This window comes from Serratia sp. GW822-FHT06D09 (assembly GCF_058799515.1).
The window spans coordinates 345309-365269 of record NZ_JBXALO010000005.1; the positions used below are offsets into that span (position 1 = coordinate 345309).

The following is a 19961-nucleotide window of genomic DNA, read 5'->3' on the forward strand; positions in this document are numbered from 1 at the left end:
GAACAGAAAATCAACATAACAATCCAGTAACATACAAGCAATGCCGACAGTGGGATCTGGCGCTGGGATCACAAATTGCGCCTTATGGCTCCAGACATGAAAAACCCGGCCGTAGCCGGGTTGATAAAAACGGGAAAATCGGGAGGATTAAGGCTGGCTATCCAGCAGATAACGCACCACGGCCGCGTATTCTTTTGCATAGCCGTCAACGCTTTGGCTCGCCATTCCGGCATTATCGATTTTGTACTTGCCGGAGACATAAAACGAGGGGGTTGCCCGTACGTCCAGCGCTTTCACCGCTTCATTCTGCTTGGCAATCAAGCCCTTCACCAACAGGCTGTGGCGCGCATTTTCATAGGCCGCGGCATCTACGCCGGCGGCGGCAAACACCCGCTGAATATCCTCTTCACTGTTGATGGCGCGCTTTTTTTGCAGCTCGTCAAACAGCAGGCCTTCGATTTTATCCTCGATGCCCATCACCATCGCGATCGACCAGGCTTCAGTCAGCTCATTGCCCAATTTGCCCATCAGGCCGACATGATATTTGGTCAGCTTGGTGCCCTCAGGCAGCGCCTGGCTGACGGTGCTGCCCACATGGTAGGTTTCGGCAAACTGATAACAAGGGCCGCAATAAAAAGAGAAAAACTCCACCACCGCAGGGGCTGACGCCACCGGTTTATCCAGGCGAGAATATTGCTCGCCAGCACGGTAATCCGCCGCCACGGCGACAGCAGGAAGCAATAGCGCCAGGAGCGCACCGGCGAACAGCCGATTAACTTTAGCCAACATAACTACTCCAATTCAGATGAGAACATTGTCCCTAACGGCGGTGTTTATAATCAAATTATCGGAACAAGACCAGTTTTTATTACCTTGTGTTTATGTGGGATTGGCTCACATCAAGGGGCTATGCGGGCCGTCAGTGGCGTTCTGCGCCCCAGACGTCATGCTACACAACCGCCTCAGAAGAGGCGGCAGCGAAATGAGTATGCCGTTAATTAATAACAACATTGGTGAGTATGGATTCACTGCGGACAAGAAGACTTATGCCAAGAATACGCTGCGTCAGCCTTCACTGACGCAGCGGGATCACACTCAGTTTTTTGGCAGTTGAATACGGACTACGCTTTCCGGTTTGCCGGCTTTGGTGCTGGCTCCGTCATTCTTCACCGTCACGAACAGCACGTTGTTGCTGGTGTCCAGCGCCAGGCTGTTAGGGTGCGGCGGCAGTTCTACGGTTTGCAGGCGCTTGAGGCTGTTTGAATCAAACACCGTCAACGTACCTGCGCCATGATCGACGCGGATCCCTTTGCGGTTGGCGACGTACACACGCTGGTTGCGATCGTCCAACAGCAGGCCAATTGGCACTTCATCGGTCAGTTCGCTGGCCAACACTTTGCCGCTGTCCGCATCCAGCGCAAACACCCGGTGACCGCTGCTGCGCTTCACGTAGTCGCGCTCAAGGTGGGTGTTGCGGTAGTTGTCGCGGTCGATCCCCTGATCCACCCCTAACAGACGGTTATTCTTCCCGTCGTACACCAGGTTCAGCAGCTGATCCGCTTGAATCTCTTTGGTGGAGGTGATCGCCAGGGTATCGGCATTCAGGGTAATCAGTTGCCCCTGCATGTTAGAGACAAATACGCGCCGTCCTTTCTCATCCAGAGTGATGCCCACCGCGTTGTAGCCGAAACCGGGGATCATTTTCTCCAGCTTTTGAGTCCGGGTGTTGACCACAAACAGCACGCTGTCTACCCCAAAACCCAACCCCGGCAAGAACAGGCGGCCGCTCTGCGCGTCATACTTCATTTCGCGGATGCGGTACTGGTAGTCTTCGGTGATCTTGAAGCGCTTAAGCTCCTTGAGCAGGAACTCCAGGCGCTTGCCGCTGATGCCGGCCTCTTTGTAGGTCTGTTCCAGCATCGTTTTTTCGGTCACTGGAATGCTGTCCAGCGCACGGTTGGTGGTGGTATCCACCACGCCGACCGAGCCATTGAACCCTTGAGTCAGATACAGCCGGTGGCCGGCATCATCCAGGGCTACGCCGAACCCCTTCACCTGCAGAGGGATCTCCGCCTGCACCGCCAACGTGGTCGGATCCAGACGCAACACGCGGGATTTCGCCTCTTCCTTCCAGTCCGGTGCGCTGACGAACAGCGACTTCTGGCTTGGGCTGTAGGCCATTTCCACCAGCGCCGACGACAACGGCTGGCGCTTGATATCCTGCTGAGTGATCCCTGCGTCACGGGCCTGCGCCGCACCGGCCACCACCAACGACGTTGCAATCAACAGCGACAGTAAAGCGCGGGGTGTTCCTATTGTTCCAGACATCCGTTTATCTCCATGAAAGTAATAAAGTCAGTTAGGGTGAACAACGTTATTGCTGTGGCGCCGGCGGCAAGGCCGACAGTGGCATGTCCCCACCAGCCTGTTGGGCAAAGTGAGAGAACACGTGCTGAATAGTTGCAGCGATCAACCCCGCCTGTTGCGCGGTGTAATGATCGGTACGGTAGGTCATCATCACGCGCAGGGATTTCACGCCGTCGAGGTTTTCTTCCATCACTTCAAACTGCAAACCGAGCAGCGATTCGGTTTTCTCCGGCTCCACCTGACGATAGGCCACCGTGCTGCCGTCCTGCAGGGTAAATGCCCCGTTCAGCTTGATACGGCTGTGGATCTGAATGAACACTTCGAACATGTGGTTCTTGCGGTCGGCATGAGCGCCAAACAGCCCTTCTTCCACCAGATCGATAGGAATATCGGTGTAAGGCATAGAACCGTTGATGGTGTTTTTCACCTGGTCAATCAGCCCAGCGACCGTCAGCTGTTCGGTGAAGCGCACCCGGTGCACCACCACCGTGGTGAAGTAGCCGATGGTGTCAAAGAACTCGGCGTCGTTACGGCCGGAGGTGGAAGTCCCCACCAGCAGATCCGTCGGACCGCCCAACAGGCGCAGCGCCGTAGTGATACCGGCGTAGACCACGTTGAACAGTGAAGCGTTGTTCTTCCTGGCCTGCGCGTACAACCCCTCAGCCACCGTTGGTTCGACGTCAAATTCCAGCCATCCGCCGTTGACGTCTGCATCGGCCGGGACTGCAGGATGGTGCGAAGGTTCCTGCTGGAACAGCGGCTGACCGACCGGCGCATCGCGCAGGTTATCGAGCCAATAGTCCAGGTGTTGCTGTGCGACGCCGCCGGCCTGCTGCTGCCGGGCAAAGGCATAAAACTGCGGCACTTCACCTTTCCACTGCGGCTTCTGCCCTGCCACACGGTGGCTGTAGGCGATGCCCAGCTCGTCCATCATCAGGTTCAGCGACCATTCATCCAGCACCACATGGTGGAACAGCAGCGAAAGCAGTTGCCGGCCGGTTGCCGCGTCACGCAGGAAGGTAGCGCGCAGCGGCAGCTCGCGGGTCAGATCAAAGCGGTGGTCGCCGGCCTTGGCCAACAGTTCGCTGGCGTTACCGGCCGGTGTTTCATGAGAGAAGTGGAACCACTCGAAATCGAGCAGCTCAGCCGCAGGCACGACCTGTTGGCGAACCTCCCCCTGATGTTCGATAAACAGTGAACGCAATACGCTGTGGCGCGTCATGACGTCGATAAACGCCTGACGCAGGGCCATTTCATCCACCGGATCGAGGAAATTGATGGCGAAAGGCAGATTGAAAATCTCGTCGTGACCGAAGGCCTCGTACACTTTCCACAGGGAGTGCTGGGCCAGCGACAGCGGTGCCTGGACCACCTCATCCCGCAGCGCTGTACTGGGCGCTTGCACTGCCGGTGCCGTAACCGCCTGACGTTTGGCGTAGGCCGACAGCCCTCGGGCCGTGGCGTGACTGAACAAGTCGTTAATGTTGAGTTCGATACGGTGCAGGCTTAACAAGCGACCGATGACGCGGGTCGCGACCAGCGAATGCCCGCCGCGATCGAAGAAATCTTCATCGACGGTCATGTCCGGCGCCACCAGGGCATCGCGGAATTCCGCCAGGATCAATTGGGCGATTTCATCATTTTCTTGTTGTTGTGCATCCTCTCCCGCCAGAACAGCTTCGGGCTGGGCCAACGGTTGCTCAGTGGCAGGCAGCAGGGCTGTCGTAATCGTCCGTCCGGCGAGATAAGCGACGAACTGCTCCAGCAGGAACGGCGCGACATGCGGGGTCAGGCGCGGATCCGCCACTAGCTCCAACACCATCGAGTCCGGCTCGGGCAGGCTCAAAGCCAGCATCAGTTCAAAAGGCGTATGCAGCGGCGGTAACAGCAGGCGTTCAGCGTTAACCCCATCCAACTGCAGCGCCACCGAAGGATCCGCCAGCCAGCTCACCAGAAGCTGAGCCAATTCTGGGTTGGGCGTTTCCGCCGTTTGCTGTGCCAGCAGTCGGCTTTCCGCCTCCTGATCCGCAGGCTGCAAGGTCAGGCGTTTCAATCGGCTAGCGCCCTGCCAGCCGTCCATGCCGTTTGCCTGTTGTGCGTCGTCAAGCGGCACGCACAACTGCACCGGTTGCCCGCCGGACTGAGCGGCGATAAAGCGGCCAAAGCGAACGGCGATCGCCGCCAGTAAGGTGGTTGGGTTATCGGTTACGGGCAAAATCTTGCGTGCCACGCGGGTCGCTATACGTACCCCGGCCTGCGCCAGACGCTCGTCCTGTGCTGCCAATTGTCGGTAGTCCCGCAGCGCTGTCGCATGGCGTGGCCACGGCAGAACCAGCTCCGTCGCTTCCGGCAATGGCGTATTCAGTACAACCGGCGACAGAGTGTCCGGGACTGGCAGGGGATCATGGCGATTATACAGCGCCGACAGCATCGTCAATAATTGTCGACACGACAGCCTTTCAGCCAAAATATCGTGGGCAACGACGCCCAGCACCGAACCGGCACCGGTAAACAGCAGAAAACGAAGCGGCGCTTCGCTTGCCAACTCAAGAGGCGTCGCCTGCGCCTGCAACAGATGGCTTACCGCCTGCTGTTCGTCCGCGACAGGCTGAATGCTCACCGGATTCAGCGTTGCGTTGCCGCGCAGTTTGCGTAAGCCTTGCTCATCGTCGAAATCGTAACGAACGTCCAGTTCCGGCATCAGCCGGGTCAGGGCTTCCAGCGCGCTGGCCAGTCTGCCGATATCCGGCTCGCCGCCCAGTCGCCAGGCCATCGCCTGCTGGCAACCGCCGTCGCCGCGCTGCTGGTGCATGAACCACGCCAGTTCTTCCGCTTCGCTCAATGGCTGTGAGGCATCCGCCGCCCGCTCGCCCAGCGTCTGAAACGCCAGGTCCAGACGCTGGGCCTCGTCATCGCTGAGAATATTGTCAAAATAACCGCTCACTGCTCTATCTCCTTGTGCCCGGCCATACCGGAACCTCGGGGGGAACGCGGGTCATAAACAGGGGCGTATCCACCACAGATCGCTGACAAACTCGCGCAAGCGCCAACAATCCAAGGCGTGAATACGCCCCTGCTGCAGACCGATTGCTATCGCATCAGAATGTCAGTTCCAGCGCCGCACCGATCATGCGTGGACGCTGCTGAGTCGCGGTGTAGACGTCGTTGCCGCTGACCATCACGCGACGTTCCGAGTCAAACAGGTTCTGCGCATACAGGGTGGCGCGGCCATAGGCGAAGGTGTACGCCAGTTGAGTATTCGCCGACCAGTAAGATCCGATGCGCCCGCGAGAGTCGTTGTCGTACTGCGAGTAGTAGGAGTCCGAGAACGCCACGTTGCCGCTCAGTTCCAACCCAGCCATCAACTGGTACTTGGCGCCCATGTTGGCGGTATAAGCCGGCGCACGCGCCAGTTCATGCCCATCTACGCCGCTGCCCGAGAACTTCTTGATCTTGGTCTTCAACAGACCGACGTTCGTGAACAGTTCGAAGTCCCAACGCGGCTGCCAGGTCGCCCCCATTTCCGCGCCGTAGGTTTCTACCTTGTCGGCATTGCGGATCACCGAGGAGTTCGGCCCCAGGGAATACGGCAGCTGCATGTCCTTGTAGTCGTTGTAGAAGATGTTGCTGGTCAGGATGACGTTGGCATCTTTCAGGTGGTGACGGGTGTACAACTCATAGTTCCAGACATATTCCGAACCATAGGTGTAATTGACTACCGGCGTGCCGATGGTGATGCCTGCGCCACCGGCGTTATAGCCGCGCGCCACCTTGGCGCCGTAGGTCTGGGTATCCGTCGGTTTCCAGGCCAGATCCAGCTTCGGCAGGAATACGTCGTAGGTTTCATCGAAATCGATACGCACGGCCTTGCTGCCGCCGGTACGCTGACGGTGCTCGCGCTCCAAACGGCTGGCGGCGGTGATATCCACCTTCGGCGTGATGGCGTAGGTCAGCTCGGCAAAGGCCGAGTTGGTGTCGGTTTTATCCTTGAAGGTCGAACCGCCGAAAATGTTAACGAACTCATCCTGCTTGGAGTGGAAATAACGCAACCCTGCCAGCCCGCGCAGGCGGCTGTCTGGCCCACCAAAACGCGCCACCGGCTCCACGTGCACCTCTTTTCCGCCGATATCGGCGTACGGCAAGGCATAAGCCGTAGGACGGTTAATATTGAAGTCGGTATAAATAACGCGGTTTTCCAGCGTCAGGCTGTCGGATTGCTCCCAGGACAGATCCCAAACGCCGCTGTTGGTGTTGCTTTTAAACACCGCTCGGCGCGGATCGTGGCGCAGGCTGGTCGGGTGAACCAGCGGGTTGAGGCTCTCGTTTTGCGGCGAGGTGCTGCCAAAGTGGTTAAAGGTCAGCTTGGTGGTCAGCTCGCGCAGGCCTGCCGGATTGAACAACAGTTTGGCACGAGCGGTAGTGGCTTCAACCTCACGCGGATCGCCCACCGGCTCATAAGCAGGAAGATCGACATCGCTGCGGCGACGCTGGCGATCGACGCTGACGCGGAACGCCAGTTGATCTTCCACCAGCGGGCCTGAAACCATAGCGGACAATTGCGAAGAGTGCTGGTTGCCCGCACCGCCCTTGAAGGCACTCTCCCAATCGAAAGTGGGATCCTTACTGGCCATCACGATCGCACCGGCAATGGCGTTACGCCCCTGAATATAGCTCTGCGGGCCGAGGAACACTTCGACGCGATCCAGATCCCACAGCGACTGCGGGCCATAGGCCTGCTCGTTATAGGTCAGGGAGCGACCATCCAGAGACAAATTGAGACGCGGACGGGTGCCGCTGAGGAAGGCGTTGGCGCCGGTGTTCGGGCCGGAACCGTCGATACCGCGCACGGTGGGCAGATCGTTACCGATGCCGACATCCATGACGTTGGCCGTCATGCGTAATAAATCGGGGATCTGCAACGCATTGGGCATAGCGGCGATCCGCTCACTGTCGAACACCTGCACGCTGGAGCCGGTGTCGAAAATGCTGCGTTTTATTTTTTCGCCGGTCACCAGCAGGCTTTCGGAGTCCTGCCAATTATCGTTACGTTTGCTGTCGGCGGCTTCCTGCACCTTGTCGTCCACTGCGGCGGCGTTAACACTGCCCACAGATAAAGAACAAAGACCCAGAAAGAGTGAGGAAAATGCCCCAATGGCCTGCAAGCCTGCTTTTTCCTTGTTTCCTACGATTTTATGCCTTTGAGCCGCTGAATGCTTGCTCATAGATGTATTCTCCTTTCATCCCAGATGCACAAAAATATGTTTTATTTCACATAGGTAACGACGCTGATTCTCACACTGACAATGGCATTGCGGCCTTCCTGACCTTGCTATTGCATATCCCTGCCGCAGACAGCCGCCCCACCCCAGATAAACCGGGGGCGGACGCAGATTTTTTGTCTGGAAACGTAAAGAAATGTTAATAATGATAATATTTTACATTTTTTAATGCAAATCATTATCAACTAAACAAATAAACAGGATACAGAACGGGTAAAGTGCTGAACGATAAAACGCAGTTATTGTGGGTTCTTTAAAACCAATAATTTCAATTAAAATGAATATAAAACATAATTATATCGGTATTAATATTTTCTATAAGCGAGCGAGAACCTCCCCTTTCCACATTACCCTTACGTTTTATACCAACAAATAAAAATAGTAATAATTTTCATTCCCATTAACATTGCAATATATTCTTACAGTCTCTCAATACTGATGGAAACCCGATGAAAGCGTTGACCACGATGCAGGCCGCCTACTGGGTAGGTCGGCAATCCGAAGCGCCGCTGGGGGGCGTATCCGCCCACCTGTATGCGGAATTTAACTGCTGCGACCTGGACGTCGAACGACTGAGACAGGCCGTTGCCGCCCTTTACCTGCATCACCCTATGTTGCGCCTGTGCATCACGGCCGATGGCCAGCAGACCATCAGCCCCTGCGGCCCTGAGCATGGCCTGCATCTGGACGATTTCAGCCAGTTCGATACCCCCGAAGCGAGCCACCGGCTCACAGCCAAACGGCAGCAAAAAAGCAGCCAAAAACTGCCGCTGGAACAAGGTATCCCCTGCGATATCAGCCTCAGCCTGCTGCCGGGCGGCCACAGCAGGCTGCATGTTGATCTGGATATGATCGCCGGCGATGCCATGGGTTTCCGCGTGTTGATGGAGGATTTGGCGCGGTTTTATCACCAATGTCCGGCATCCCCCGCCGACAATGGCGTACCCTACTTTGACTATCTGGATCGTCACTATGCCGATACCGCGCAGCAGTCACGTCGCACTCGCGCTCAGGCCTGGTGGCGTGAACGCCTGCCTCAGCTGCCGCCGGCACCACACCTGTTGCGCACGCCGGATATTTGCCGCAGCGATCGGCTGGCGCTGCACCTGAGCGCGAGCGAAACCAAAGCGCTGGAAGATGCCGCCAGAGCGCACGGCATCACGCTGTCATCCCTGTTTCTGGCGCTGTTTGCCGTTACCGTCGGCCATGGCTGGAACATGTCGCGCTTCAGGCTCAACGTGCCGCTGTTCCACCGGGATGAAGCCAACCTCGCCCCGATCATTGGCGACTTCTCTAACCTGGTGCTGCTGGGCGTGGAGCTGAACCCGGCTGAAAACTTGCCGGCTTTCAGCCGCCGCCTGATGGCCCAGCTGGCGGAGTTAATAGCTCACGCCGATTACCCCGGCGTCAGCGTGATGCGCGATTTGTCGCGCCTGCAAGGCAGCATGCAGCCTTCACCCGTCGTGTTTACCGCCGGGTTTGGCATCCGTGGCAAAGCGTTGTTTTCTGACAACGTCACCCGCACCTTTGGCCCGCTGGAGTGGGTAATTTCCCAGGGGCCGCAGGTGGCGCTGGACGCTCAGGTGGCACACGCCAACGGCGGCATTCTGATCAACTGGGACGTCCGCCTGGACGCCTTCCCTGATCGGCTGTTACCGCAGCTGTTCGCCACTTACGGCGCCTTGCTGAAGCGGGCCGCCAACCGGCCGGACAGCTTTAATCAGCCACTTTCGCAGTGGTTGGCGCAATGCTCCCCAGCGGGCCAGGCACGTCAGATGCCGGTTCGCCAACTGCTGCACCGGCTGCTGGCGCGGGTCGCGCCGGACGCCAGGCTGGGTGACGATGACGATATCCGTACCCTGCAACTGCCGCAGGACGCTCTGATGGCCCTATTGGCGGTACTTAACAAATACCTGCCGGTGGCGCTGGCGCCGAAGGATATAGAGGCGAACCCGACTCCGGCCGCTCTTGCCGCAGTGATCTGCGAGCGAGCCCCCAATGCCGCCGAGGGCGCTCAACTGTTATTGCAGGTGCTGGCACCCAAAGCCTGATACCGATCCGGGCGCGTGGTCTCATGCGCCCTGCTTTCTATTTCGTGGGTTAGTGACAATCAATAGGGAAATACCATGGAGACACCATTAAGCGCACTGCAGCAGGCTTACCTGCTCGGGCGCAGCGAACAATGGCCGCTCGGCGGCGTAGCGATGCACGACTTTCGCGAATATCGCGGTCTGGGACTGGACTTGGCCCGCCTGGAAAGCCGATTGAGCGAACTGGTGCAGCACTACGCGGCGCTGCGCACCTGCATCGATACCCAGCGTTTCACCCAACACGTGCGGGCAGAGGCCGCGCTGAATCTGGATCGGCACGATCTGCGTGCGCTCGACCATCAGGCAGCGCAACGCCAATTGGTTGACTTGCGCGAGCAATATTCGCATCAGCGCCACGATCCCGCGCAGCCGTTGTGGCGTATTGCCGCCATTCAGCTCTCGGAGACGCAGGACACCACCGGCAGCCCCTACGACACCGTAATTTTCACCAGCTTCGACGCGCTGATCCTCGACGGCCAGGGTATCTCCACCGTCATCGCCCGGCTGTTCGACGACGCCCCGCTGCCGCCTGTCGTGCCGCCAAGCCCACCGGCTGCAGCCACGGCGGAACAGCGTCAGATTGATGCCGCCTACTGGCAAGCCAAGCTACAGGACGTCACCACGCCGTCGGCGTTACCGTGGCGCACCCCGCTGGCCAATATCAAATCCTCTCGCTATCGCCGCGCCAACCTGACTTTGCCGCGCGAGGTTCTAAAACAGTTCTCGCGCCTGGGTTCCGCCCATGCCTTGCTGCGCAACAGCAGCCTTTCGGCTCTGATCCTCGATACGCTGGCGCAATGGACCACCGACGGCGAACTCTGCGTCGGCGTGCCGGTGGCGTTTCCTGCAGCAAATGGTGCGCTCAGCAACGCCTCTACCTTTGTGGCGGTACGCTATTCCCGCCTGGGGGGCACCTTTATCAGCCGCGCCCAGGCCTTGCAGGACGACGTGCTGGGGGCGCTCGACCATCTGGCATTTTCCGGCGTTGACCTGGCGCGGCAGTTGCTAAACCTCAGCCAGGGCTCCCCGGCGCTGCCGGTGATCCTCACCAACTGCCTGGGGTGGGAGACGCTGCCTGGCAACGCGCCGGTTCGCTACCATGACGGCGTGACCCAGACGCCGCAGGTGGCGATCGATATCCGCCTGATGCAGGACGCCGACAAGAACCTGCTGCTGTGCGTCGACTACGCCGAGCAAGCGTTGGATGGCGAGCAAGTGCAGGCAATGCTGGACGCATTGCAACGTCGGGTAATGTTGATGTGCCGGGACGGCGATGTGGAAATTCCCCCCGCGCAATTTATCGATTACCAACATTACCGCCATAACCACAGCGAGACGTCATTCAGCGCTTACCCTTACCTTGCGCAGTTGGCCGACAGATTGTTTAACGATCCGCACCCGCGCCCCGCGTTGATCTGCGACCAACTAAGCCTGACGTACCCGGAATTGGGCCAACGGGTTAGCGCAGTGATGGCAAATCTGCAACAGCGTGGCCTGAAGCCAGGCAGCGTGCTGGCCTTGTATCTGGCGCGCAGCCCGGAGCATGTAACCATTTCACTCGCCTGTGCGCTGTTGGGCATTATCTGGGTGCCGATCGACATCAACTCACCGCCGGAACGTACCGCCTATCTGCTGACCAACTGCCGGCCGGATCTGGTGGTACACAAGGGTGAGCTGGACACCTCGTTCGGGGTTACGCCAGAGGAACTGCTTGACCCGACGGCGGGCGCCGCCAAGCTGCCGGACAGCCAGACGCTGACCGAGCGCAGCGTCAGCACCGAAGCCAGTTATTATCTGTATACCTCCGGTACCACCGGCAAACCGAAATGCGTGGTGCTCAATAACCGCGCCACCGCCAACGTTATCGGCCAAACCCTGCAGCGCTGGGCGGTCACCGCCGACGACGTGATGATTTCGGTCACGCCGCCACACCACGATATGTCGATGTTTGATCTGTTCGGCTCGCTCAGCGCCGGTGCCACGCTGGTGTTACCGGCACCACATCAGGAAAAGGACGCCATCAGTTGGAACCAGTTGGTTGAGCGCCATGGCGTCAGCCTGTGGTGTTCGGTCCCCGCCATTCTGGAAATGCTGCTTACCTGTAAAACCGACGACAGCCTGCGTTCGCTGCGACTGGTGGCTCAGGGGGGCGATTACATCAAACCGGCGACGGTACAGCAATTGCGCGGTCTGCGTCCGGACATCAGCCTGTTCTCGCTCGGTGGCCCGACCGAAACCACCATCTGGAGTATCTGGCACCCGATAGCGCCGCAGGACACCGGCACCGTGCCTTATGGTCAGCCGCTGCCGGCTAACCAATACTTTATCTGCCATGACGACGGTACCCACTGCCCGACCGGCGTGGTCGGCCGCATCCACACCTCCGGGGTGAATCTGGCGCTGGGGTATCTGGAGGACGGTGATTTAAAACAACATGATTTCGTTACGCTGGAGGGGCCCGACGGGCAACCGCTGCGGGCCTTCCGTACCGGCGATCAAGGGTACTATCGTCCGGACGGCAATATCCTGTTCGCCAGCCGGGTGAACGGCTACGTGAAAATCCGTGGCGTGCGCGTTTCGCTGCCGGAAATTGAAGATGTGTTGCGCGGACACGAGGCTATTATCGATATCGTGGTAGTGGATTACCCTGGCGGTGACAATGGCGAAGCGACGCTCGGGGCGATGTACCTCACCCACGACGGCAAACCGCTGTCGCTGGCGGCGATCCGCGCTTTTTCGACCGGCTACTTGCCTTGTACCCATATCCCAACACGCTTTATTCATACCGAGTTGCTGCCGCTGTCGGGTAACGGCAAGACCGACCGTCACCGCATCCGCGCAGCCTTCAGCGCCGATCGTGCCGCTCCGGGCCTGAATGCCTGTGCGGCACCGCTGCCGAGCGCGCCACCGGCGCACAGCGGCAAGATCCTGTCGATCTATTTACAGGCCATCGGCGCAACGCCGCGCCCGGAATGGGGAGAAGAAACGGCCTTTATCAGCATGGGATTGAAGCTGCCGCACATTCGCCAGGTGGCGGCGCAGCTTAACCAGGCCTTTGGCACCCAACTACCGCCAACGCTGTTAATCCCCTGCAAAAATGCGCGGGAAGTGGCGGCGTTGTTGGCACGTTAAACGGTTCAAACTAAAAGGGGCTGCATGCAGCCCCCTATCACCTCATTCAAACTTATATCGGGTCGAGTATGGCCCCAACCATTACGCTGACCTTTCGGCCATCAGGCGGGCACCGCCACCAGTTCGCCGAGCGCCGTCTCCAGTGCTTCTTCCCGCAACGCACGCAATAAAAACGCCTGCAGGTCACGCCCGTAGTCTTCGATCCCATCGCAGGCAAACTGCTGCACGTAAACATCGATATCCAGGTGCAGATCGCCAGCATCGGTGCGCCCGCGAAAGGTCAGGTTAGCGCCGTCGCCAGATCCTCCTGCCAGTACCCGTCGCGTACAGGTGCAGCCGCTGAAACCGGCGGGATCAAACGGCTGGACGTTGATAAACGGCGAGATAAACAAACGAGAGGCCGGCGTCACACCGCGATCTGCGGCAATGTGCCGCAGACGGTAACCTGCGTGGCTGCGCAGCTCACGCAGCATCTTCGCCATGCCCGACAGAAAATGGCCCAAAGTCTCTTCCGCACGCAGCGACACCAAAAGCGGCAGCGTATTGACCGCCAGCGCCGGCGTATTGGTGGCCTGGCTGCTGCGGCGGTTCATCACCGGCATCCACATGGTGCGCGAATCGCCCTTATCATGCGGCAACGGCGGCAAGGTAAAGAACAGCCAGGCGGCGGACAGGGAAAGCAACAGGTCGGGCCAACCGATACCGCTACGTTCCGACAGCCAACGCAACCGCTGCGGGATCTCCTCCGGCAACGGCGTGCTGGTACTCAGGGATTTCACGCCATATTCCCTGCCGCCTTTGCGCACCGTTGGCAAGGTCTGCGACGGCGGCAAATACCGCTGCCAAAAATACCGGTCTTTAGCGCAGCGTTCAGAAGCCGCATAGGCCAGTTCATGGTGCTGAAAAGCATGAATCTCGCCCAGTGCGTGCCCTGCCGCGCTGTCGTCGAGGAAATGCGCATACAGCGCGGCACAACGATGTTCAACCAACGCCATGCCAAAGCCATCAATCACAATATGGTGGGCGCGCATGTACCAAATAAAATGCGAAGGCCCCAGCCTAATCAACCACACCGCGGCCACCGGCTGGCTGCACAGATCCAGTGGTTGATCGACATCCGCCTGCATCAGCCGCATCGCGGTCTGGTAAGGATCGGGCTGTGCCTGAAGATCTAGGCGATTAAGTTGCGGTATTGCCTGGGGATCGTAACGCTGCTGCGGCAAGCTCTCGCCAGTGCCGCCGCGAAAACGCAATGCAAACGCCTGCGTTTCCGCCATCGTCTGAGTGATAGCCCGACACAGCGCCTCTTCATCTACCGCGCCGCGTAGTTCGGTGACGTGAGCGACGGTGGAAAAAGGCTGTCCGGGGTGCAAGGTAAATTCGTCCCAGAAGTCTAACTGCGCCGGTGTCAGCGGCAGCCATTCAGTAGCCAAAACAGTTTCCGACATGTTACCTACCTTTGATAAGCCATAAACAAATGTTGAAACAACGGAAGCGAAAACCCCGCTGCCGCCGATAACGGCCAAAAGCGAGGTAAATGGCGGACACGGTTGGATGACCAGCCCAAGGGCTGCCCGGCGTGATCCTTATTATTGTGTTGTGGTTGGCGTGCTTGACCTCCCTGGCGCACGTAAAGCGAGACGGCGCAGCCACCTTTTCCAAGGCCAGGGCAACGCACTGAAGATGTTTCGGTTTGGTTACAAATGAAAATGATAATAACACTTATTATCATTTTCATGAATATAGAACAACCTGTTCATGCTGCAAACTTAATTGACGGGGAGAGTGCGCTTGAGGAGTGGCCGAGGGTTAAGTGACGGAGGATGAGGGCTACAAACCAACAAAACAGGAACCTTCTGGGGCGGTAAAAACAAGTACCGCCCCGGTCTAACGGCATGCACCTGCCATTATTGGTAAATTACCGCTACGCCGTGCAGTTTATTGCCTCCGCTGGCGGAAATAATGCGGTACGAACTGGCCCCGGCCTGATCGGCTTTCTTCGCCAATTGCTTTTCCAGACCTGAGAGCGTCAGTGCTCCGCTGGCGGAGACCACGCCGAGTTTAGTCAGCCCCTGCTCGGAACTGACGCTGTTGGCCGCAAAGCTGCTGGTGGACACCACCGCCAGGATAAACGCCGCCATGACATATTTAATCGCTTTCATATAACCACCTCATTAGATTGACCAGACCAGATTCTGCCTGGTGAGGTGATTCTAAGTGGGGGTTGCTGACCCCAAAGTGACTCGTCGATAACATTTTTGTCAGACAACCGAAAAACCGGGGTTATTTACCTAAGCATACAATTTCATCGGCTATCTTGACGCCCGGCCCGTCTGCGACCGTCGAACAATCGTCATTCCTCAGTTCCCATATTCGCGATCAATCACTTATATTTAAATTGAGGGCTGCCTGAATGCCACCGCGGCGGCAGTGTCCTCAATCAACCTGAGGGAGCCATCCATTTTATGCGTTTAAAACAAAGCACTGCGGGTCTGTTGTTGGCAGGAACCGGCCTGTTGACCACGGGCAGCGCACTGGCCGCCACGGATACCCTGGTCTACTGCACCGTAGCCTCGCCCGAATCTTTCAACCCGCAGCTTTCCAGCTCCGGCACCACCTTTATCGCCACCTCGCAGGTGCTGTACAACCGCCTGCTGACGCTGCGTGAAAGCGATAAAACCCCGGTGCCCTCACTGGCGACCGAGTGGACCATCAGCCCGGATGGCAAAACCTACACCTTTACGCTGCGCAAGGGCGTGAAATTCAACAGCAACAAATACTTCACCCCGACGCGCGACTTCAACGCCGAGGACGTGGTGTTCACCGTGATGCGTCAAAAGGACCCCAATCATCCGTATCACAAGGTGTCCGGCGGCAACTACGAGTACTTCACCGACACCGGGCTGGACAAGCTGATCACCAAAGTGGAGGCGGTGGATAATGACCACGTGCGCTTTACGCTGAGCCAGCCTAACGCCGCGTTCCTCGCCGACTGGACGATGGACTTCGCCTCGATCCTTTCCGCCGAATATGCCGATGCCATGCTGAAAAAAGGCACCCCGGAATATGTCGATAACTGGCCGATCGGCACCGGTCCGTTTGCGCTGCAGCAGTACAAACAGGACTCGCTGATCCGCTACATCGCCAACCCGCATTACTGGCAGGGCGAAGTGGCCAGCAAACACCTGATTTTCTCCATTACGCCAAACCCGGAAACCCGGCTGGCCAAGCTGAAAACCAACGAGTGTCAGATTATCCCTGCCCCGCTGGCGGAGCAGTTTGACGCCATCAAGAGCGACAAAAACCTGCAGTTGCACAACATCGACGGCCTGAACGTCGGCTATCTGGCGTTCAACACCCAGAAGAAGCCGTTCGACAACGTGTTGGTACGCCAGGCTCTGAGCTATGCGGTGGACAAAAAGGCCATCGTTGCGGCGGTATTCAAAGACAGCGGCACGCCGGCCTATTCGATACTGCCGCCGGGCATGCTGGGCTATAACGACAAACTGCCCGAATACGCTTACAACCCGGAAAAGGCGCGTGAACTGCTCAAGCAGGCCGGGCTGGAGAAAGGGTTTGAGACCGATATCTGGTCGATGCCGGTAGCCCGCCCTTACAACCCGAATTCACGCCGCATCGCTCAGATGATCCAAAACGACTGGGCGAAAGTGGGCGTAAAAGCCAAAATCGTCACCTGGGAATGGGGCCAGTATCTGGCCGGGCTGCGCAAAGGGGAACAGCAGAGCGCGCTGTATGGCTGGATGTCGGATAACGGCGACCCGGACAACTTCGCTACCCTGCTCAACTGCGCCGGCGTGCAAACCGGTGCCAACGCGGCCCGTTGGTGCGACAGCAGCTACGACAAGCTGATCCAGCAGGCGATTAAGGTTAGCGTCCCGGCCGAACGTGCCAAGCTTTATCAGCAGGCACAGGTGATTTTTGCCCAGCAGGCTCCGCTGCTGCCGCTGGCTAACGGCAAGGTGTTCTACGCCACCCGCAGCAACGTCAGCGGCTATGTGGTTGACGTTAACGGCAGCGACTTTGCCAAGGCCAAGATCAACTGAGTGAAAGTGTGGCACCCGCGTTGGGTGCCACACCGGCAATCCGCCGGATGAAATTCTCATCCGGCGCTTTCCTCTCCTGTAACATTTGGTTACTCTCATCAACACTGTGATTTAACATCAAAAGGTAACCCGGTGCAGAACTCTTATATGCCGATGCAGATCCGTCTGCACTGGCTGGTGGCGATCCTGCTGGTCGTGACCTGCACGACGATTGAGCTGAGAGGGCTTGCCGTACCGGGCACCCCGGTGTGGTACGTGCTGGTGGTGACCCATTTCAGTTGCGGAGTCACGGTATTTGTTCTGATGATCGCCCGCTTGTTTCTGCGCTGGCGCCACACCAGCCCCGCTATCGAGCCGAAACCGGCAAAATGGCAAACTGGCGTAGCCCATCTGGTACACAGCCTGATTTACCTGCTGCTGCTGACGTTGCCGATTCTGGGCGTCTATTCCCGCTATTTGGGGGGGAAAGAGTGGTTTTTATTCGGCTTGCCGATGCCCTTCGCCGAGATTGCCGACCGGCCGCAGGCGCGGACGATTATCGGCTGGCATAAGACGCTGGCGGCTTTCGGCTATTGGCTGATCGGGCTGCATGCCGCCGCAGCGCTGTTCCATCACTATATCGTTAAGGACAATGCGCTGGTGCGTATGCTGCCTTGGTTGAATCGGCGTTAGCCCGAAATGACAACCCCAACATTGCAATAATAAGCATATAAATATAAGCCATTGGAAATAGTCCATTGGCTTATTAATTTCCAGGCGCCAAACGGTTAGAAAAATTTATATACGCCGAGTTGTATCTATCCCGGATCTTGACTAAGGTTATTCATACAAAATATAAGCCCATGGGCTGACAGAGTTCCGTAAGAAAAAATTTTTATCCACTCATTGCATTTATCTTAAAAAACGCCAGTTGTTTTTAAAGTCTGCTATGCCATGCCCAATGACGGCACAGGGCCACATAGTGCTACCCATGATTTCATTAATTCAATTCTATCGGCTACACACACGGAAAAGTTAATCCAACTTTTCCAAACTTAAAAGTCAGGAGAAGAGTAATGAAAATAATGACTGGCGTTATTTTACCTACGATTGCTGCCATCACGATGGTCGGCATGGCTCACGCGGCAGACACTAAACAACCGGTGACTGGCAAAGTGCAGGTGACATTGGAACACGTACACGCCGTGCAACAAAACGGCAGCCCCGCCCCGCAGCACGATGCCGCCTGTATGAAAGAACTTTCGATGCCAACTTCCAAGTATGTCGGGATGAAAGTCACCAGCGAATACACCGTCAATACCAGTTCGATGATGATGTCGGCTAAATCCATGCTGCCATCGCCGATGGCCACGCAGCCGCTGGAGCTTACGGTTGATTTATCAGCACTCGGCATAGAAGGGGTTTATGCATTTGGTGCCTTCAAACCCAATGTGTTGCCTAAGGATTATGTTTATTTCACCATCGGCAAAGATTTTAAAAACCCCGTCAGCACCTTTATGATTATTAATGAAGGTAAAGAATATAACTGCGTTATTTCCAGCTCAAACAAGGCGATGAGTAAAGAAGAGCGCAGTCATCTTATGGTTAAAAAATAATTTTTATATTTATTAGAAAATAGTGGGGGTTGTGGATAACGTTTACTACCCTACCCCCATTTTTATCTGCTGTTTTCATTCTCATTAATAATGCCAATTTCCAGTATGACCCAGCATACAAAAAGGGCGCAGCATGCTGCGCCCCTACATGAAATCTCAACGCCGTACTAAACGTTAACTGCGAACCAAATCGTCGCCGTAGCCGATCCACTTGTAGGTGGTCAGAGCGTCCAGGCCCATTGGACCGCGGGCATGCAGTTTCTGCGTGCTGACCGCCACTTCTGCACCCAGACCGAACTGGCCGCCGTCGGTGAAGCGGGTGCTGGCATTCACATATACCGCGCTGGAGTCCACCGCACGCACAAAGTGCTCGGCGCTGCTCAGTGAACGGGTGAGGATCGCGTCGGAGTGGCTGGTGCCGTGGGTACGGATATGGTCGATGGCCTGATCGATATCGTCCACCAGCGCCACGTTCAGATCCAACGACAGCCATTCGTCGTCATAATCTTCTGCTGCCACCGCCACCACCGTTGCCGGGCCGTCTTGCAGCAGCGGCATGGCATTCTCCGCCGCGTGCAGGGTAACCCCCACCGCCGCCATTCTGGCACTCAGCGCCGGCAGGAACTCTGCGGCGATGCTGCGGTTCACCAGCAGCGTTTCCAGCGAGTTACAGGCGCTTGGGCGCTGAATTTTGGCGTTCTCTATCACCGTCAGCGCCTTGTCGAAATCAACGCTGTCATCAACGTAGGTGTGGCAAACGCCGATACCGCCAGTGATCACCGGGATGGTCGACTGTTCACGACACAGCTTGTGCAGCCCCGCGCCACCGCGTGGGATCAGCATATCGACGTAGCGATCCAGGCGCAGCAGTTCATTCACCAACGCGCGATCCGGGCTGTCGATAGCCTGTACCGCAGCCGCCGGTAGGCCGCACTGTTCCAGCGCCTGCTGGATCACTTTCACCGTCGCCTGATTGGTATGGTGGGTTTCTTTACCGCCACGCAGGATCACCGCGTTGCCGGTTTTCAGGCACAGGCTGGCAACGTCGATGGTGACGTTTGGCCGTGCTTCATAAATCACGCCAATCACGCCCAACGGCACGCGACGGCGTTCCAGTTTCAGCCCGCTGTCCAGCAGGCTACCGTCCAACACGTGGCCGACCGGGTCGTTTAAACGACACACCTGGCGCACATCGTTGGCGATCGCCGCCAGTCGCGCCGGGGTCAGTAGCAGGCGATCGAGCAGCGCTTCGCTCATCCCGCTGGCGCGTGCCTGCGCCATATCCTGCTCGTTAGCCTGCAAAATCACTTCGCTTTCGGCTTCCAACCGGTCGGCGATGACCGACAACACCTGGTTTTTCTTCGCCGTGCTCAGCACCGCCAGTTGCCAGGAAGCCTGTTTGGCGGCTTTCCCCATTTGCTCTAGCATGCTCAC

General features: G+C 57.6%; 12 protein-coding genes. 5 read left to right on the forward strand and 7 right to left on the reverse strand.

Annotated features, from left to right (window positions below):
• Positions 1-147 precede the first annotated feature (147 nt).
• The 4 genes from AC1RKG_RS14880 to AC1RKG_RS14895 all read right to left on the reverse strand — a co-directional run bounded on the left by AC1RKG_RS14880 (position 148) and on the right by AC1RKG_RS14895 (position 7589).
• Positions 148-789: a DsbA family protein gene (locus AC1RKG_RS14880; protein WP_046374409.1), complete on the reverse strand. Its 642-nt coding sequence runs from the start codon at positions 787-789 to the stop codon at positions 148-150.
• A gap of 306 nt (positions 790-1095) precedes the next feature.
• On the reverse strand, positions 1096-2328 hold the full coding sequence (locus AC1RKG_RS14885; RefSeq protein ID WP_046374410.1) for a YncE family protein: 1233 nt from the start codon (positions 2326-2328) through the stop codon (positions 1096-1098).
• A 46-nt stretch (positions 2329-2374) separates the two neighbouring features.
• Entirely contained in the window at positions 2375-5311 is a 2937-nt protein-coding gene (locus AC1RKG_RS14890) for a condensation domain-containing protein (protein ID WP_493183343.1), read from the reverse strand.
• A 154-nt stretch (positions 5312-5465) separates the two neighbouring features.
• Positions 5466-7589 (reverse strand): TonB-dependent receptor, encoded by a 2124-nt coding sequence (locus tag AC1RKG_RS14895; RefSeq protein WP_048759690.1) that lies wholly within the window; start codon positions 7587-7589, stop codon positions 5466-5468.
• Positions 7590-8095: 506 nt separating this feature from the next.
• Between AC1RKG_RS14895 and AC1RKG_RS14900 the strand changes: the two genes are divergently transcribed.
• Positions 8096-9697, forward strand: a complete 1602-nt coding sequence (locus tag AC1RKG_RS14900; RefSeq protein ID WP_493183345.1) for a condensation domain-containing protein — start codon at positions 8096-8098, stop codon at positions 9695-9697.
• Between the two features lie 75 nt (positions 9698-9772).
• Complete coding sequence (locus tag AC1RKG_RS14905; protein ID WP_493183346.1) at positions 9773-12868, forward strand: amino acid adenylation domain-containing protein; 3096 nt, start codon at positions 9773-9775, stop codon at positions 12866-12868.
• A gap of 101 nt (positions 12869-12969) precedes the next feature.
• Here the strand turns inward: AC1RKG_RS14905 and AC1RKG_RS14910 are convergent, their stop codons facing one another.
• Positions 12970-14316, reverse strand: a complete 1347-nt coding sequence (locus AC1RKG_RS14910) for a condensation domain-containing protein (protein ID WP_493183348.1) — start codon at positions 14314-14316, stop codon at positions 12970-12972.
• Positions 14317-14775: 459 nt separating this feature from the next.
• A complete protein-coding gene (gene bhsA / locus AC1RKG_RS14915) occupies positions 14776-15030 on the reverse strand; it encodes a multiple stress resistance protein BhsA (protein ID WP_020825385.1) in 255 nt (84 codons plus the stop codon).
• Positions 15031-15333: 303 nt separating this feature from the next.
• Here bhsA and AC1RKG_RS14920 point away from each other — a divergent pair, with 303 nt between their 5' ends.
• From AC1RKG_RS14920 to AC1RKG_RS14930, 3 genes are all read left to right on the forward strand, one after another.
• Positions 15334-16932 carry an ABC transporter substrate-binding protein gene (locus tag AC1RKG_RS14920; protein ID WP_493183350.1) on the forward strand — a complete coding sequence of 533 codons (1599 nt, stop codon included), beginning with the start codon at positions 15334-15336 and terminating at the stop codon, positions 16930-16932.
• Between the two features lie 147 nt (positions 16933-17079).
• Positions 17080-17604, forward strand: a complete 525-nt coding sequence (cybB, locus tag AC1RKG_RS14925) for a cytochrome b561 (RefSeq protein ID WP_081667723.1) — start codon at positions 17080-17082, stop codon at positions 17602-17604.
• A gap of 383 nt (positions 17605-17987) precedes the next feature.
• Positions 17988-18527 carry a hypothetical protein gene (locus AC1RKG_RS14930; RefSeq protein ID WP_115059946.1) on the forward strand — a complete coding sequence of 180 codons (540 nt, stop codon included), beginning with the start codon at positions 17988-17990 and terminating at the stop codon, positions 18525-18527.
• A gap of 174 nt (positions 18528-18701) precedes the next feature.
• Here the strand turns inward: AC1RKG_RS14930 and proA are convergent, their stop codons facing one another.
• Positions 18702-19955 carry a glutamate-5-semialdehyde dehydrogenase gene (gene proA / locus AC1RKG_RS14935; RefSeq protein WP_048759703.1) on the reverse strand — a complete coding sequence of 418 codons (1254 nt, stop codon included), beginning with the start codon at positions 19953-19955 and terminating at the stop codon, positions 18702-18704.
• Positions 19956-19961: the final 6 nt, after the last annotated feature.

Excerpts from the sequence above, each read along its gene's own strand:
- AC1RKG_RS14920 (WP_493183350.1), top strand. The coding sequence starts at position 15,334 with ATGCGTTTAAAACAAAGCACTGCGGGTCTGTTGTTGGCAGGAACCGGC.
- AC1RKG_RS14900 (WP_493183345.1), top strand. The coding sequence starts at position 8,096 with ATGAAAGCGTTGACCACGATGCAGGCCGCCTACTGGGTAGGTCGGCAA.
- AC1RKG_RS14905 (WP_493183346.1), top strand. The coding sequence starts at position 9,773 with ATGGAGACACCATTAAGCGCACTGCAGCAGGCTTACCTGCTCGGGCGC.
- AC1RKG_RS14880 (WP_046374409.1), bottom strand. The coding sequence starts at position 789 with ATGTTGGCTAAAGTTAATCGGCTGTTCGCCGGTGCGCTCCTGGCGCTA.
- cybB (WP_081667723.1), top strand. The coding sequence starts at position 17,080 with ATGCCGATGCAGATCCGTCTGCACTGGCTGGTGGCGATCCTGCTGGTC.
- AC1RKG_RS14910 (WP_493183348.1), bottom strand. The coding sequence starts at position 14,316 with ATGTCGGAAACTGTTTTGGCTACTGAATGGCTGCCGCTGACACCGGCG.
- proA (WP_048759703.1), bottom strand. The coding sequence starts at position 19,955 with ATGCTAGAGCAAATGGGGAAAGCCGCCAAACAGGCTTCCTGGCAACTG.
- AC1RKG_RS14885 (WP_046374410.1), bottom strand. The coding sequence starts at position 2,328 with ATGTCTGGAACAATAGGAACACCCCGCGCTTTACTGTCGCTGTTGATT.
- bhsA (WP_020825385.1), bottom strand. The coding sequence starts at position 15,030 with ATGAAAGCGATTAAATATGTCATGGCGGCGTTTATCCTGGCGGTGGTG.
- AC1RKG_RS14895 (WP_048759690.1), bottom strand. The coding sequence starts at position 7,589 with ATGAGCAAGCATTCAGCGGCTCAAAGGCATAAAATCGTAGGAAACAAG.
- AC1RKG_RS14930 (WP_115059946.1), top strand. The coding sequence starts at position 17,988 with ATGAAAATAATGACTGGCGTTATTTTACCTACGATTGCTGCCATCACG.